The 14,950-nt window shown below is 67.0% G+C and carries 14 protein-coding genes and 2 pseudogenes; 7 read left to right on the top strand and 9 right to left on the bottom strand.

The window, feature by feature from the left end; all coding sequences use genetic code 11:
• The first annotated feature begins 88 nt into the window (after window positions 1-88).
• Both ACZYZE_RS00980 and ACZYZE_RS00975 read left to right on the top strand, forming a co-directional pair.
• Window positions 89-1,267, top strand: coding sequence for an alcohol dehydrogenase catalytic domain-containing protein (locus tag ACZYZE_RS00980; protein ID WP_463905722.1), 1,179 nt, complete (start codon window positions 89-91; stop codon window positions 1,265-1,267).
• A gap of 58 nt (window positions 1,268-1,325) precedes the next feature.
• A complete protein-coding gene (locus tag ACZYZE_RS00975; protein ID WP_459319827.1) occupies window positions 1,326-2,795 on the top strand; it encodes a peptide MFS transporter in 1,470 nt (489 codons plus the stop codon).
• Here ACZYZE_RS00975 and ACZYZE_RS00970 read toward each other — a convergent pair.
• Window positions 2,776-3,129, bottom strand: a complete 354-nt coding sequence (locus ACZYZE_RS00970) for a hypothetical protein (protein WP_463905718.1) — start codon at window positions 3,127-3,129, stop codon at window positions 2,776-2,778. The genes ACZYZE_RS00975 and ACZYZE_RS00970 overlap by 20 nt on opposite strands.
• Window positions 3,130-3,203: 74 nt before the next feature.
• Between ACZYZE_RS00970 and ACZYZE_RS00965 the strand changes: the two genes are divergently transcribed.
• Window positions 3,204-3,365, top strand: coding sequence for a hypothetical protein (locus tag ACZYZE_RS00965; protein WP_463905715.1), 162 nt, complete (start codon window positions 3,204-3,206; stop codon window positions 3,363-3,365).
• Here the strand turns inward: ACZYZE_RS00965 and ACZYZE_RS00960 are convergent.
• Window positions 3,362-4,027: a DUF4190 domain-containing protein gene (locus ACZYZE_RS00960; protein ID WP_463905713.1), complete on the bottom strand. Its 666-nt coding sequence runs from the start codon at window positions 4,025-4,027 to the stop codon at window positions 3,362-3,364. The two genes, ACZYZE_RS00965 and ACZYZE_RS00960, sit on opposite strands and share 4 nt — an antisense overlap.
• Window positions 4,028-4,163: 136 nt before the next feature.
• Here ACZYZE_RS00960 and pgm point away from each other — a divergent pair, with 136 nt between their 5' ends.
• On the top strand, window positions 4,164-5,837 hold the full coding sequence (gene pgm / locus ACZYZE_RS00955; RefSeq protein ID WP_463905711.1) for a phosphoglucomutase (alpha-D-glucose-1,6-bisphosphate-dependent): 1,674 nt from the start codon (window positions 4,164-4,166) through the stop codon (window positions 5,835-5,837).
• Window positions 5,838-5,878: 41 nt separating this feature from the next.
• On the opposite strand, the gene ACZYZE_RS00950 is transcribed toward pgm, so the two are convergent.
• From ACZYZE_RS00950 to ACZYZE_RS00940, 3 genes are all read right to left on the bottom strand, one after another.
• Window positions 5,879-7,045, bottom strand: coding sequence for a GGDEF domain-containing protein (locus tag ACZYZE_RS00950; protein ID WP_459319822.1), 1,167 nt, complete (start codon window positions 7,043-7,045; stop codon window positions 5,879-5,881).
• 198 nt (window positions 7,046-7,243) lie between these two features.
• Entirely contained in the window at window positions 7,244-7,768 is a 525-nt protein-coding gene (locus ACZYZE_RS00945; protein ID WP_459319821.1) for a 2'-5' RNA ligase family protein, read from the bottom strand.
• Window positions 7,769-7,944: 176 nt separating this feature from the next.
• The gene (locus tag ACZYZE_RS00940; RefSeq protein WP_459318396.1) at window positions 7,945-8,550 is read right to left on the bottom strand and encodes a malonic semialdehyde reductase; all 606 of its coding nucleotides are present in this window, start codon (window positions 8,548-8,550) and stop codon (window positions 7,945-7,947) included.
• A 216-nt stretch (window positions 8,551-8,766) separates the two neighbouring features.
• Between ACZYZE_RS00940 and ACZYZE_RS00935 the strand changes: the two genes are divergently transcribed.
• Window positions 8,767-10,104 carry a uracil-xanthine permease family protein gene (locus ACZYZE_RS00935; RefSeq protein ID WP_459318397.1) on the top strand — a complete coding sequence of 446 codons (1,338 nt, stop codon included), beginning with the start codon at window positions 8,767-8,769 and terminating at the stop codon, window positions 10,102-10,104.
• Between the two features lie 94 nt (window positions 10,105-10,198).
• Here the strand turns inward: ACZYZE_RS00935 and ACZYZE_RS00930 are convergent, their stop codons facing one another.
• Together ACZYZE_RS00930 and ACZYZE_RS00925 are read right to left on the bottom strand one after the other, a co-directional pair.
• Window positions 10,199-10,720: a hypothetical protein gene (locus ACZYZE_RS00930; protein WP_463905708.1), complete on the bottom strand. Its 522-nt coding sequence runs from the start codon at window positions 10,718-10,720 to the stop codon at window positions 10,199-10,201.
• Window positions 10,721-10,796: 76 nt separating this feature from the next.
• Window positions 10,797-11,018: pseudogene (locus ACZYZE_RS00925) on the bottom strand (SDR family oxidoreductase); the annotation flags it as partial.
• A gap of 272 nt (window positions 11,019-11,290) precedes the next feature.
• Between ACZYZE_RS00925 and ACZYZE_RS00920 the strand changes: the two are divergent.
• Both ACZYZE_RS00920 and ACZYZE_RS00915 read left to right on the top strand, forming a co-directional pair.
• Window positions 11,291-11,818 (top strand): DUF6328 family protein, encoded by a 528-nt coding sequence (locus ACZYZE_RS00920; protein WP_459318399.1) that lies wholly within the window; start codon window positions 11,291-11,293, stop codon window positions 11,816-11,818.
• 30 nt (window positions 11,819-11,848) lie between these two features.
• Window positions 11,849-12,034, top strand: a pseudogene (locus tag ACZYZE_RS00915) (DUF6766 family protein); the annotation flags it as partial.
• Window positions 12,035-12,057: 23 nt separating this feature from the next.
• On the opposite strand, the gene ACZYZE_RS00910 reads toward ACZYZE_RS00915, so the two are convergent.
• Window positions 12,058-13,647, bottom strand: a complete 1,590-nt coding sequence (locus ACZYZE_RS00910; protein ID WP_463905705.1) for an MFS transporter — start codon at window positions 13,645-13,647, stop codon at window positions 12,058-12,060.
• 170 nt (window positions 13,648-13,817) lie between these two features.
• On the bottom strand, window positions 13,818-14,942 hold the full coding sequence (locus tag ACZYZE_RS00905) for a glycerate kinase (RefSeq protein ID WP_459318401.1): 1,125 nt from the start codon (window positions 14,940-14,942) through the stop codon (window positions 13,818-13,820).
• Window positions 14,943-14,950: the final 8 nt, after the last annotated feature.

Here is a 14,950-nt window from a genome sequence, read left to right as displayed (position 1 = left end):
ACGTGGGTGATTTCACCGGCAGGTGCCGATACGGTTTAGCTGAGCAACGCCACCACATGTCCAGTCTGGAAACCCATGAGAGGGATCGATGAAGATCACCGGTGCAGTACTTGAGGAAATCGGCCGCCCCCGCCCGTTCGCTGACTCCAGGCCCATCACCATCTCCGAGCTGGAGCTGGAAGGTCCCGGGCCCACCGAGATTCTGGTCAGGATCGAGGCCGCCGGTATCTGCCACTCGGACCTGAGCGTCGTTGACGGCAACCGGGTGCGCCCGGTTCCGATGCTGCTGGGGCATGAGGCTGCGGGGCGCGTCGTCGAGGTCGGCTCGGATGTCACGGACCTGCAGCCGGGGCAGCGTGTGGTGATGTCCTTCCTGCCGCGTTGCGAACAGTGCGAGAACTGCGCCGAAGACGGCCGGCTCCCCTGCACCACGGGTTCGAAGAGCAACGGTGACGGCACGCTCCTGCACGGCTCGATGCACCTGGACCGCAGCGGCGAGAAGATCTTCCACCATCTGGGCGTCTCGGGCTTCGCCACGCACGCCGTCGTGGACCGCGCCTCGGCCGTGCCGGTCGGCGACGACATCCCCGCAGACATTGCCGCCGTCCTCGGTTGCGCCGTACTCACCGGAGGCGGCGCCGTCCTCAACGCTGCCCGGCCCAGGCCACAAGACAGCATCATGATCGTGGGACTCGGCGGGGTTGGTATGGCGGCCCTGATCACCGCGATCTCCCAGAACGTGTCCCGGATCGTCGCCGTGGACACCCTGGATGAAAAACTCGAGCACGCAAGCCGGCTGGGCGCCCACGAGACCTACACCCCGCAGCAGGTCCTCGAACACGGCATCAAAGCCAGGTACGTGATCGAATGCGCCGGCAACCCGCGCGCCTTCGAAACCGCCTTCGCCGCCACCGCCGTGGGCGGAACCACGATCACTGCAGGCCTGCCGCACCCGGATGCCCGCGCCCAGATCTCGCCGCTGACCATCACGGCCGAGGCCCGGACAATCGTCGGCAGCTACCTCGGCTCCGCGGTACCGGCCCGGGACATCCCCAAGTACGCCCAGCTCTGGCGGGAAGGAAAACTGCCGGTCGAGGAGCTGATCTCGGCGCGCATCGCCCTGGCCGACATCAACCAGGCGATGGACCAGCTCGCCGACGGGAAAGCCGTCCGCCAGGTCATCATGTTCGACGCCGGGGACCCCGCCCAGGCGGTAGCCACGACGGGGGACTCCGTGGAAAAGGGCCGGAAATCCGGCCCCGCGTGACTTGCCCCGGGCGGCCCTGAATGTGACAATCGCGCGTCACACTGTCAGCATTAAGTAAATGAGCACAACTCATTTATCCGAGCCCCCCGCTACAACGCAGGGCGATACCTCCTTTTTTGGCCACCCAAAGATGCTGGCCAGCCTCTTCTCCGTAGAAATGTGGGAGCGCTTCTCCTTCTACGGAATGCAGGGCATTCTCCTCTACTACATGTACTTCACCGCCGCTGAGGGCGGCCTGGAGATTGAGAAGGGCCTGGCCGCCGGCCTTGTCGGCGCCTACGGCGGCGGCGTCTACCTCTCCACCATCCTCGGCGCGTGGCTCGCGGACCGGCTCTTCGGATCCGAGCGCGTCCTGTTCGGCTCCGCCGTCATGATCATGGCCGGCCACATCGCGCTGGCCCTGGTTCCGGGCATCCCCGGCCTGGTCACCGGCCTCGTGCTGGTGGGCGTCGGCTCCGGCGGCCTCAAGGCCAACGCCACGGCGCTGGTCGGCAGCCTGTACCGCGAGAAGGACGAACGCCGCGACGCCGGCTTCTCCATCTTCTACATGGGCATCAACGCCGGTGCCCTGATCGGTCCGCTGGTGACCGGCTGGCTGCAGGAAAGCCAGGGGTTCCACTGGGGCTTCGGTGCCGCCGCCGTCGGCATGGCCCTGGGCCTCGGCATCTATGCCTTCGGCCGCAAGAAGTTGCCCGAGGAAGCGCACCGGGTGCACAACCCGCTGCCCGCCGCCGAGCGCACCAAGTACGGCCTCCGCTTCGCCGGTATCGCCGCTGTGATCGCCGTACTGCTCGCCACCGGCATCGTGAACGTCGAGAACCTGGCCATGTCCATGGCGTACGCCGCCATCGCCGCGTCCGTGCTGTACTTTGCCCTGATTTTCAGCAGCAAGAAGGTCAACGGCACCGAACGCCGCCGCGTGGCAGCCTTCATCCCCCTCTATATCGCTTCCGCAGCGTTCTGGGCCTTGTTCCAGCAGCAGTTCACCTTCATTGCCGTGTACTCGGAGGAAAAGCTGGACCGCAACCTGTTCGGCTGGGAAATGCCGGCCGCCTGGGTGCAGTCCATCAACCCGGTGTTCATCATCATCTTTGCCGGCGTATTGGCCGCTCTGTGGACCCGTCTGGGCCGCAGGCAGCCGGGCTCGGCGCTGAAGTTCTCGATCGGCCTCTTTGTGATGGGCCTGGCGTTCCTGGCCTTCATTCCGCTGGCAGGAGAGGGCAAGACCCCGCTGCTGGCGCTGGTGGGGATCCTGCTCCTGTTCACCCTCGCGGAGCTGTTCCTCTCCCCCATCGGCCTGTCCGTGACCACCAAGCTGGCCCCCAAGGCCTTCCACACCCAGATGGTGGCACTGTTCTTCCTGTCCGTGTCCCTGGGCACCACGCTGGCCGGCATCCTGTCGGGCCTGTACAACCCAAAGGACGAACTGCCGTACTTCATCGGCATCGGCGGAACTGCCATGCTGCTGGCCGTCGGCCTGGCTGCGGCCTCCCCGGCGATCAAGAAGCTCATGGGCGGCGTACGCTGAGCCGATGAGCTCCAGGCACCGAGTACCGGTTGAGTCGCGCGTCTGCGTCCCCGCCCCCGGCGAGGCGTCCGACGTCGAACTCATGCCGGCGGGCGATGTCACCGACGGCGTGGTGCGGGTGGGCGGAACGATCCGCCGCCCACACCAGCCACAGTCCCTGGCCGTCGCGGCGTACCTGGACTGGCTGGAGGATGCCGGGTTCGACGGTTCGCCGCGGTTCCGGGGCCGGGATGACCCGGGCCGCGATGTCCTTTCGTTCCTGCCCGGCGACTGCGCCGGCCCCCGTACCCGAGGCCTGGGTGCAGTCCGAGGAACTCCTGGTTTCCGTGGCCAAACTCTTGCGTCGCCTGCATACGGCCTCGGCTGCCGGACTTCGGCGTCGGGGCCGCGGCGCTCAGCCGGGATCGGATGCGGCACAACGCCGCAACGCTGGGCGGCGGCTGGGCCCGAATGTGGGATGAAGGCGTGGGTGAACTCATCAGCCGCCGCGGCGACTGGCTCGAGGCCAACGCCGGGCGGCTGATAGAGGCCCTGACCGACCGGACGCTGAGCGGCCAGCTGGCGTCTTAGGCCCCGTAGCGGGTGTAGTTCATGCTTCCGGCGGCGATTGCGATGATCACGATGACCAGCACGGCGACCGCGATCCCGACATATCCCATCACCAGGCCGGCGATCGCCATGCCCTTGCCGGACGGCTCCCGCTGGAGGGCCATGTGCCCCAGAATGACGGCGGCAACCTGCGGCAGCAGGAAGAACCCGAATCCGACCAGCGCCGCGATGCCGCAGCACATGCTCGCGATGCTCAGGCCCTTGGGTTCCGGCGGCATGCTGTAGTAGCCCGGCTGGCCGTAGGCGTTGTAAGGGCTCCCCGGCTGGCCGTACTGTGCCGGCGCTCCGTACGGCTGCTGGCCTGGCTGGGCGTACGGCTGCCCGGGGGCACCGTAGGGCTGCTGCCCGTACGGCTGCTTCTCATAGGGCGGCTGCTCATAGGGCGGCTGCTGGGCCGGCGCACCGTAGGCGGTACCGTAGGGACCCGTGGGCTGATGACCGGGCTGCTCCCCTGTCTGGCCCTCTGCCCCATAGGCCTGCTGCTCGTAGTCCGGAGCTGCGGGGGTAGCGGACGGCGCCGGTACCGGGGGTCCCGGGACCTCGGATTCCTGGGACGGAACGTAGGACGGCGGCTGGTAGCCCTCCGGCGTCGCGTCGTTGCCCTGTTTCGGCTGGTCAGTCATGGTTTTTCCCCTTTTGAAGTGCCTGATTTCAGGGTACCGCCGCGCCGCTTCAAAGATCAGGATATTTCTTACGTCATAGGGGCCGGATTCCGTCTAAACCGTGTTGTGGCCGGTCGTCGTCTGGCATGCTGGTGCAATGGCTAGCCGCGCGGGCACTGTTGCCCAACCCCAAGACCTTGTTGATCTCACTGCGCTCCTGGATGCGTACTACGACGTGACCCCGGACCTCACGGACCCCGGCCAACGGGTGGCTTTTGGAACCTCCGGCCACCGGGGCTCCAGCTTGAAAGCCTCCTTCAACGAACCGCACATCCTCGCCATCACGCAGGCGATCGTGGAATACCGGGCGGGCCAGGGCATCACCGGCCCGCTGTACCTGGCCAAGGACACCCACGCTCTGAGCGAACCGGCGCAGAATTCCGCCCTGGAAGTGCTCGCGGCGAACGGCCTGAACGTGCTGATCGATGCCCGCCACGGCTACACGCCCACGCCGTCCCTGAGCCACGCGATCCTCACGCACAACAACAACTCCCCCGCCGGGGCGCCGCAGGCTGACGGCATAGTGGTCACCCCGAGCCACAACCCGCCCGGAGACGGCGGCTTCAAGTACAACCCCCCGCACGGCGGACCCGCGGACTCGGACGCCACGGGCTGGATCGCCAACCGCGCCAACGAACTGCTCGAGAACGGGCTGCGTGGGGTGAAGCGCATCCCCCTCGCCGAGGCCCTCAGCGCCGGCACCACCGGCAAGTTCGACTTCCTCAGCAGCTACGTGGATGACCTCCCCTCGGTCCTGGACCTCAACGCGATCCGCGAAGCCGGCGTCCGGATCGGCGCCGACCCCATGGGCGGCGCCTCGGTGGACTACTGGGGCGAGATCGGCGAACGCCACCACCTGAACCTCACCGTGGTCAACCCCACCGTCGACCCGCAGTGGGCCTTTATGACCCTCGACTGGGACGAGAAGATCCGGATGGACTGCTCCTCCCCGTCGGCGATGGCCTCGCTGATCAACCGGATGTCGGAGGCCGGGCCCGGCAAAACGGCCTTCGACATCGCCACCGGCAACGACGCCGACGCCGACCGCCACGGCATCGTCACACCTTTTGTTGACGGACACGGCGGGCTGATGAACCCCAACCACTACCTCGCCGTCGCGATCGACTACCTGTACCGCCACCGGACCGGCTGGAACCCGCAGTCAGTGATCGGAAAGACCCTGGTCTCCTCCTCGATCATCGACCGCGTAGCCGAAAGCCTGGGCCGGAAACTCGTGGAGGTCCCCGTCGGCTTCAAGTGGTTCGTCCCCGGGCTGCTCTCCGGCGAGGGGGCTTTCGGCGGCGAGGAATCCGCCGGCGCGTCCTTCAACAGAAAAGACGGCAGCGTCTGGACCACGGACAAGGACGGCATCCTACTGGCCCTGCTGGCCTCGGAAATCACCGCCGTGACGGGGAAGTCGCCGTCGCAGCTCTACAAGGGCCTCACCGACCAGTTCGGCGACCCGGTGTACGCCCGGATCGATGCCGCGGCCACGCGTGAGCAAAAAGCCGCGCTGGGAAGGCTCTCGCCGTCGGACGTCACCGCCACGGAACTCGCCGGCGAGACCATCACCGCGAAGCTGACCGAAGCGCCGGGCAACGGCGCGGCGATCGGCGGGCTCAAGGTGGTCACCGAGAACGCCTGGTTCGCGGCCCGCCCCTCCGGCACCGAGGACGTCTACAAGATCTACGCCGAGTCCTTCAAGGGGGCCGAGCACCTCAAGCAGGTCCAGGCCGAGGCGAAGGCACTCGTCGACAGCGTTATTTCCTAAGAGCGTTCCTTCTGCGCAACGTGGCCGCCGGCGGCCGGCAGTCAGGCTGATTTGTCCTCGGGGAGGTTGCCGGCCAGGACCGCGCGGTCCCGGCCCAGCGTCTTGGCCCGGTAGAGGGCGGCGTCCGCGGCGGCGATCATCGCTTCAAGATCCACCCGGCCGGGCGCCGTCGACGCGATCCCGTAGCTGGAGGTGGGCAGGCGGGGGATCAGTTCTGGCGGGGAGGCCTGGAGCCGGCGGCTGATGTTCGACGTGATTTCCCCGGCCCGTTCGGGGGTGACGCCCGGCAGCAGGATGATGAATTCCTCTCCGCCGTACCGCCCCACGAGGTCGGATGAGCGCACAGTGGAGGTGCAGGCATCCGCAAACGCCTGCAGGGCGGTGTCCCCCGCTGAATGCCCAAACTCGTCGTTGATGGCCTTGAAATGATCCAGATCGGCCAGGATCAGCGACGCCGTGGTCCTGGCGCGGTGGAGGCGGCGCAGCTCATTCTCTGCGAGGTCCAGGAACGCCGAGCGATTCAGTAGTCCTGTCAGCCCATCGACGGTGGCGCGGGCACGCAGATCCCGGGTCTGCTGTTCATAGCTGAGTTCGGCCATGGTGAACGACGCCACCACCAGCAGCACGGCGGTGAAGATGGTGGTGACCGCGGATCCGAAAACGGTCATGAACACCGCGCCATTGCGCCCTTCGACCAGGAATGCCAGCAGGCGGCCAAGGTAGTAGACGGACAAAACACCCGTGCCCACGGCCAGGGTGCGGTGCACCCGGGAGTACGTGGAGTCCAGCAGGAAAAGCTCACGGGACGACAGCCCGATCAACACGCTCATGAGCCCGAGGAAGACGGCACCACCCGCCCAGTTGTTGGTGGCGGGGTTTTCCAGCACCGAGGCCACCGCAACCACGACGGGCCCGGCCGCAAGGGACGAAACCCCGGGTACGGCAGTGCGCAGTGACCGGGCACCGGCCCACACACTCCCGGCGCCGGCGACCAGCAGGACGTTTCCCAGCGGGTTGGCCCAGACTTGATGTGCCGTGCCGTCCGGCAGGTACGCGGCGGACCCGGTGAGGAACAGGATCAGCGACACACACCACCAGCCGCTGTAGGCCGCACGCGTCCGGCGAAAACTGAGGAAATAGAACAGCAGCAGCAGGGTCAGGGCCACAACAGCGAACGCCACACGAAGGGTCGAGGTATCCAGCATCATGTCGAGGCCCCCCGGTCCGCACGTAATTGGCACTAGGTCGATCTGACCAGCATCGCAATTGCCATCAGTATTGCACCCCGGTCAATGAACCATGGCTATCGCCCGGGATAATTCCGTAAGACCACGACCGGAAGTTGCCGGGCTCGACGGCGGGCCGCCGAGTTCAGTCTGCCTGTGCGTGCGGCTTGTTCCGACGGTCTAGGCTTTCCAGAGCTTGAGGATCCGCCGGGACGCGTGGCCGCCGTCCGGCGCCATGTCAAGGAGGGCAATCCGGCCCACGGCCAACTCTTCGCCCTCGCTGACCCGTTTTTCGCCGCGGTGGGACACATGCGGGCGGTAGCCCTCCAGGGTGTACCCGGGGGTGGAAATCCGGCCGGACAGCCCCGCCACGACCGCCACAAGCGCCTCATGCAGTTCCTGCAGCGGCAGGCTCGGTTCGATCAGGTTGACCGGGATGAGCCCGGACCGGCCGAATCCTGCTTCGCTGCCGGCCGTGACCCGGCTGCCGAGCAACGCCGCGATCGGTTCCGCCATAAGTCCGGCAATTCGCTCTGCGAGTGGGTCGCCGGCAGCCGGCTCGTGGTCCGCTTCAGCCGCGGCTGCGGGCGACGCGTCGGCGACGTCGAACTTGACCAGCGTGATGTGCAGTGGCCAGTCATCACGGGGAAATTCGAGCCCCTCGGCGACGGGCTCCAGAAAGGCCACGACAATCAGGTTCCGCATGGGGAAAGTCTGCCACGGAGCCGGCAGAGCAGGACCGCTACCCCTGTAGTTAAGGCCCCGCTACGGACTAAACTGGAGAGCGGCCCCGGATGCGGCCTTGCGCTCAACCGCAGAATTGCGTCCCGAGTGCCTCCGGCCTGTCCCCCATGGTGCCGGAGGCACCTCCGCGTACGGGATTAGACCGTGCGGACGACGTCCTCGAAGGCGAACTTTGGCTTCGCCGCGCCCCATGCATCCTCGGCGGGCTGGCCGATGTTGACCACGAGGAAGCTCTTCTGGCCGCCATCGGGGTGGAACGCCGCATCAATCTTGCTGAAGTCCGCGCCCGTCATGGGCCCCGCGGCGAAGCCGAGCGAGCGGACCGCAAGGATGAAGTAGCCGGCCTGCAGGTGCGCGTTGTTGTTGCCCGTGGCCGCGGCCAACTCCGGGGCGGCGTCGTACATGGCCTTGGGCGCGTTGTAGCCGGGGAGGAAGTTGTCCCACTGCTCCTGCCATGCCGTGTCGTAGCTGAGGATCGCGACGAGGGGTGCGGACGCGGTTTTGGCGCGGTTGCCGTTGGCAAGGGTTTCGACCAGGGTGGCGCGCGCCTCCTCGGACCGGACATAGGTCACGCGCAGCGGCTGCGAGTTGAAGGCGGTGGGCCCGAATTTGGTGAGTTCGTAGATGGCGCGGGCCTGATCCTCGGTGACTTCGCCGGTGAAGGTGTTGGCGGTTCGGGCTTCGGCAAAGATGGCGTCCACTGCGGCGGCGTCGATTACTGCTTCGTCATGGGCGATGGTCATGGGCATCCCTTTCGCTGTGCGTGCCCGCCGGGCTCGGCGGCCACTGGTTACTGTCCATAGTTGCAACTTCAACTTGTGTTCCCTGCTTCCCGTAACGCCCCGTGACGTCCGGCACAACCGCGCCGCCGGCGACACCTGCCGTAATCACCCGCGCGGTAAAGTTGCTCCGGAAGATTCCTTCCCGCCCCGCCAAATATTCTCTGAAAGGCTCCGGCAATGAGCATGCTCGGTACCAAATGGAAGCTCCACGGCAACGGCAAGTCCATCCGCCCCGGCGAGGTGGTGAAGCCCGATGAGCGCCTTGCCTGGCCGCTGACCATTGGCGTCGGGATGCAGCACGTTGTCGCCATGTTCGGCGCCACCTTCCTGGTCCCGATCATCACGGGCATGCCGCCGGCCACCACTCTTTTCTTCTCCGGCATCGGCACCCTGCTGTTCCTGGTCATCACCAAGGGCCAGGTGCCCAGCTACCTCGGGTCCAGCTTCGCCTTTATCGCCCCGATCATGGCTTCGCAGCAGCAGTACGGCGTCGCCGGTGCGCTCGGCGGTGTGGTGCTGGCCGGCGTCGGGCTGGCGATCATCGGCGCCCTGGTGCAGAAGTTCGGCGCCGGCTGGATCAACCGCCTGATGCCGCCCATCGTGACGGGTGCCATCGTGGGGCTGATCGGCCTCAACCTAGCCCCGGCCGCGAAGAACAACTTCGACGCCGCCCCAATCACGGCCCTCATCACCCTGGCCACGATCATCGTCGTCAGCGTCTTCTTCCGCGGCATCCTGGGCCGGCTGAGCATCCTGGCCGGCGTGGTGGTGGGCTACTTCGTGGCGATGGTCCGCGGCGAAGTGGACTTCTCGAAGATGGACTCCGCCGCGTGGGTGGGGCTGCCGTTCTTCCAGACCCCCGAATTCCACCTCGGCGTCGTTGGCCTGTTCGTGCCGGTGGTGCTGGTGCTCGTGGCGGAGAACATCGGCCATGTGAAGTCCGTGTCCGCGATGACCGGCCAGAACCTCGACGGCGTCTCCGGGCGGGCGCTGATGGCTGACGGCGCCGCCACCGTGCTTGCCGGCATGGGCGGCGGCTCCGGCACCACCACGTACGCGGAAAACATCGGCGTTATGGCCGCCACCAAGGTCTACTCGACGGCGGCCTATTGGGTGGCCGGTGTCTTTGCCGTGGTGCTGAGCTTCTCGCCGAAGTTCGGCGAACTTATTGCCACCGTCCCGGCCGGCGTGCTGGGCGGCGCGGCGACGATGCTCTATGGCATGATCGGCGTCCTGGGCGTCAAGATCTGGGTGCAGAACAAGGTGAACTTCTCCAACCCGATCAACCTGACCACGGCCGCCGTCGCGCTGATCGTCGGCATCGCCGACTACACCTGGACCATCGGCGACCTGGTGTTCACCGGCATCGCCCTCGGCTCCGCAGCGGCTCTGGTGATCTACCACGGGATGAAAGCCATCGCGAAGGCCCGCGGCACGGTCGCGGAACCGGAAACCGAAGGCGCTTTGGCCGCGGCCACGGCCGCCGTGAAGCGCGCGCCGAAGAAGCGCCGCTAAACAACCGCGGCGCCGGCGCGGCGCAGCCGGAAGGCCGGGGCCCGATCACCGCAGGGTGGACGGATCCCGGCCTTCGCTGTTTGCGCCGGCGTTTTTAGCCGGCGTCGAAGGCTTCCTCATCATCGCTGCCGTGGTCCTTGGCCGGCTTGTCTTCGGGCAGATCAGTTCCGGATCCGTCGGGCAGGCCGGCCGCGTCCTGGCCTGGCTCGGAGGAGAACGGCCGCCTGGCGTCGGGCTCCTCCGTGTTGGACGCATCCATCTCCGCTTCCGAGGAAGGCACGGCCATCTCGGAATTCTCCGGGTCGTCGGCGGGGAATGCGGGGGTTGCGCTGGCGTTTTCTGAATTCATTTGTTCCTCCGTTCCTCCGAAGCGTCCTGCTCCGGGCTCTCCTGCACTGTCCTGGTCTTCGGCGCCGAACTGGCTCAGGTCCGGGGCTCCGGCCGGGTAGGTCTCCCCGTCCGGACTGTCCTGACTGAGTCCTGCGGCGTCGAAAGCCTCTTCCTCGCGGGGTTGGGCAAACTTCTTAGTGTCTCCGCCGGACAGCTCTTGCTCCGCTGTGGGCGTTCCGTAGCCTCCGGCTTCCTCGATCGGCTCCTGCTGTTTCTCCTCGGTCATGCTGTTCCTCCCGTGCTGGAATCTTGAACTGCGTGGATTCTTGGGTCTGCCGGAATTGCTTTGTAGGGGCTCGGGGACCCGTGCCGCCCGTGACGGGCAACACTGCGCCGGACATGTACCAGCCGTGGTCTAAGGCCACGAGCACGTAGGCCGCGGCGAGTTCGGCCGGCTGGCCCGCACGCTGCAGCGGGGTGTCCTGGCCAAAGAATGGCAGTTTGTCCGGCCACTCGGTCGCCGGGATCAGGGGCGTCCAGATGGGGCCCGGAGCCAGGGCCTTGGTGAAGGCGACCTGCGCGGCTGTAGCCGCCCCGGTGGTCGCGGGGTTGGTCCTGCTTTTTGCCTGAACCACTCATAGTCCACCTACCCGGAGTGTCGGTTTTCCAAGGGCTGCTTCCCGGGCCTCGGGTGCTCACCCGGACCTGCGAAGCTGTCCCCACGAAGTAAACAACTCCACCCTACCCGGAAATTCATCAGCACCCTTAGTACTGCCTTGAAATTCGTAAAGCCCAAGCCTAGGTTGAGAGTTAACTGCCACCGCAGCCTGATCCTCATTCACCGGGAGGCGCTCCAGTGTCCGATCCAGAGTCAGCGCCCCCTCCACGAGAATCCGCTCCAACAGAGTCCGCGACGGACCGGCCAAACGAGTCCGCCGTCGAAAAACTGGACCGCAACTGGATGGAACTGCTGCAGGAGCTGCGGGTGTTGCAGACCGGCGTACAGATTCTGGCGGGCTTCCTGCTGACCCTGCCGTTCCAGTCGAGGTTCGAGACGCTGGACGGCTTCCAAACCACTCTCTACCTTGCCAATGTGGCGCTGGCCGCGCTCACCACGGCCCTGATCCTGCTTCCCGTGAGTGTGCACCGCCGCCTGTTCCGCCTGCATCTCAGGGCGGCCCTCGTGTCCAGCGCCGACAGGATCGCCAAGGTTTCCCTGGCCGGCATCGGGCTCCTCAGCGTCGGGACCTCCGCGCTGGTTTTCGACGTCGCGGCGGGCCGGGCGGCGGGGTTGACCGCAGGGGCGGTGTTGTTGGCGTTGCTGCTTATCCTGCTGGTCTATGTGCCGAGCAGGCTCCGCCGGCACGCCGAAAAAGGGATGTGAAATGGCGAACGCCGCAAGCCAACACGCCACGGCCAGCCGCCCGTGACGGTGCTCGGGCACCTCGCAACGAGCCGCTTCTGGTCTGAGTCCGTCCGGAACTGGCAGAGTGAATTTCTGGCCGTCGCCGTATTGATGGGCGCCTCCGTCTACCTCCGTAAGAAGGGCTTCCCCGAGTCCACGCCGGTCGCCGATCCGCGCTGCGAGACCGGCGCATAGGTTCCGGGTCCCGCGGAGTCCCGCTAGCCGCCAGGCCTGTCCTTCGTTTCTGCTGCCTCGCGCGCCGGAGCGGCCGTCTCTGCCGGTTCCGTTTCCGCCGGCTCGTAGGTGTGGTCGAAGGGCATCTCGTTGAGATCCAGGTTTTCGTTGGCGTCCTGTCCCGCGACCAGCTCATGGGCCTCGTCCACCGAATCAACGCTCGGCATGGAACCGAGCAAAGGGCGTCCGGCTGTTTCCCGGATGAAGTAGACCGCCACGGCGCCGATGGCGGAGGTGGCCATCAGGTAGTAAGCCGGCATCATGTCATTTCCGGTGGAGGCGATGAGTGCGGCGATGACAAAGGGGGCCGTGCCGCCGAAAATTGCGACCGCGAAATTGTAGGCAATGCCCATGGCACCGTACCGGCTGGCCGTGGGGAACAGCGCCGGCAGCGCAGAGGCCAGATTCGCCACATAAAACGTCAGCGGAAAAGCGACCAGGGCCAGCCCCAGGAGGGTGGACCAGATCTCCCCGATGCCGATCAGCAGGAAGGCCGGGACCGCCAGCACCACGGTCCCGAGCGAACCGATCCACAGCACGGGGCGGCGGCCGATCCGGTCCGAGAGCCGTCCGGTGAGCGGGATGGCCGCCGACATCGCGACCAGGATGGGAATGGTCAGCAGCGTGCCATGCAGTTCGTCATAGCCCTTGGTCGCGGTCAGATAGGTCGGCATGTAGGACGTCAGCGCGTAGCCGACGATGTTCGCGGCCGCGACCAGGATCATGGCCAGGATGATGCTCTGCCAGTGGGACGCAATGATTGCCACCGGGCCCTTTGCCGCGGCGGCACTCTCGGCGCCCGCCTCGCCCGAGGCCTGGGCGTCAAGGCTGGCCTGGAATGTGGGGGATTCTTCAATCTTCAGGCGGAAGTAGATGGCCACGAGCCCCAGCGGCCCGGCGATCAGGAACGGGATCCGCCAGCCCCAGGCCTCCATGGCGGGCTGGCCGAGCGTCACCTGCAGCACGGACACCAGTGCCGCTCCGAGGGCAAAGCCCATGTAGCTTCCGAGGTCAAGGAAGCTGGCGAAGTAGCCGCGGCGGCTGTCGGGGGCATGTTCACTGACAAACGTCGTGGCGCCCGCGTACTCCCCGCCCGTGGAGAAACCCTGAACGAGTTTGGTCACGACCAGCAGCACGGCTGCCCACACTCCAAGGACCGAGTACCCCGGGAGGAGTCCGACGACGAAGGTGGACGCTGCCATGATCATGAGCGTCATGGCCAGCACCTTCTGCCGGCCAATCTTGTCTCCCAGCCAGCCGAAGAACACGCCGCCCAGTGGGCGGGCGATGAAGGTGGCGGCAAAGGTCCCCAGCAGAAACAGGTTCTGCACGGTCTTGTCGGCCTCCGGCAGGAAGACCGGCCCCATGGTGGTGATGAGGTAGCCGAAGACCCCCACGTCGTACCATTCCATGGTGTTGCCGACGATGGTGCCGCCCAGGGCCTTGCGCATCACGGGGCGATCAACGACGTTGATATGCGAAACTTTCAGCCTGCGCGGGATGAGGGTATCTTCCGGCGGCGGTGTGCCAGCGGCGTCGTGCTTGCCGTGGGTTCTGTTCCGGTCCGGGCTCATGTTCCATCTCCTGCCGGGGCCACATCTGATGATTCGTGGCCCTGGCCGGGAGTCACTCCCCCATGCCCGACAGTTTATCGACATGGCCGGACCCGAGGCCAGAGTCCATGCCGACGGATTGACGGGAACGCCCGGCCGTTTCCCGGACCCGCTTGCGCCGCCGGATTGCCTCAGGCCCCTTCGAGCACCTGGCTGGTGGCCCGGGTGAGGTACTTTGCGGCGTTGGCGACGGCGTCGGCCGGGCTTCCGGCGAGGTCCAGCAGTTGCGCGGCGGCTACCACCCCGTGCCTGGCGAGGTCCTCCGGGGTTACCAGGATCCGTCCGGCGACCACGATCACCGGAATCCCCAGTTTCTGCGCGGCATCGGCCAGCGCAATCGGCGCCTTGCCGGTGAGCGACTGGGAATCCAGCGAACCCTCGCCGGTGATCACCAGGTCCGCCTGGGCGAGCTTCCCGGCGAGGCCGGTGAGTCCGGCGACCAGCTCGAAGCCGCCTTCCAGCGCGGCGTTGCTGAAGGCCAGGAACGACGCCGGGAAGCCGCCGGCCGCACCGGCACCGGGAACGTTGACGTCCCGGCCGGTCCCCTCGCGCAACACCGATGCCCAGTTCCGCAGGCCGGCGTCGAGCAGTTCCACGGCGTCCCCGTCCGCACCCTTTTGCGGGGCGAAGACATGGGCGGTCCCGTCGCTGCCGAACAGCGGGTTCTGCACGTCGACGGCGATCCGGAATTTCACGGCGGCCAGCCGCGGATCGAGGCCGCTGACATCGACCGAGGCCACGTCCGCCAGTGAACCGCCGCCCAGCGGGACCACGTTGCCGGCGGCGTCCAGCGGCTTGAGTCCCAGCGCGCGGAGGGCGCCGCTGCCGCCGTCGCTCATGGCCGAGCCGCCCAGGCCCAGCACAATCTCGGTGGCGCCGGCGTCCAGCGCAGCGGCGATGAGCTGCCCGCAGCCGTAGCTGTGGGCGCGAAGGGCATTGGCCGGAGTCGGGTCCATGTGCGCAAGGCCGGAAGCCTGCGCGGTTTCGATCACGGCGGTACCGCCGCCAAAAGCGTCCAGGCGGAGGGCCCACGCGGCGCCGACCGGCGCCAGTATCGGGCCCACGACGGCGTTGATCCGCTCTTCGTACCCGGCAGCGACGGCCGCCTCAAGCGTCCCTTCGCCGCCGTCGGCCACCGGAAACTGGAGGGCCTCGGCGTCGGGGTAGACGCGCAGGGCACCTTCGGCGATGGCGGCGGCGGCTTCGGCGGCGGTGAGGGAGCCCTTGAACTTGTCCGGGGCGATAAGGATGCGCATGGCTCTAT

The organism is Pseudarthrobacter woesei (genome assembly GCF_055412745.1).
Note: the sequence above shows the minus strand (reverse complement) of the source record. Positions and strands in the feature narration are given on the sequence as shown.